Below are 255 nucleotides of genomic sequence, written 5' to 3'. Positions count from 1 at the left end.
CTGTGTTAGGGTGAGCTTTGAACAGGATATGAATGTGGTCTCTATCTTCATTCCATTCGATGAGAGTGATGTTGTAGTTTGTACTCATTCTTAGAAACATATCTTTGGCGTAATCTGAAACAGGGGGAGTGATGACTTTTCTTCGATACTTTATAACTAAGACAAGGTGGTAATACATCGAGAAGACTGAATGATTGTTGTTGTCCAATTCCATTGATGTCACTTCCTTTCTGTTGGTTACCACTGAATATAGTA

The 255-nt window shown here is 37.6% G+C and carries 1 protein-coding gene; it reads right to left on the bottom strand.

Annotated elements, in window-relative coordinates; all coding sequences use genetic code 11:
- The coding region (gene tnpA / locus ACYQ2O_RS13635; RefSeq protein WP_459796870.1) for an IS200/IS605 family transposase at positions 1-214 on the bottom strand (214 nt) is incomplete at its 3' end.
- Positions 215-255 lie beyond the last annotated feature (41 nt).

Source organism: Alkalibacterium sp. m-11 (genome assembly GCF_054658155.1).
This window is presented reverse-complemented; position numbering and strand designations above follow the sequence as displayed.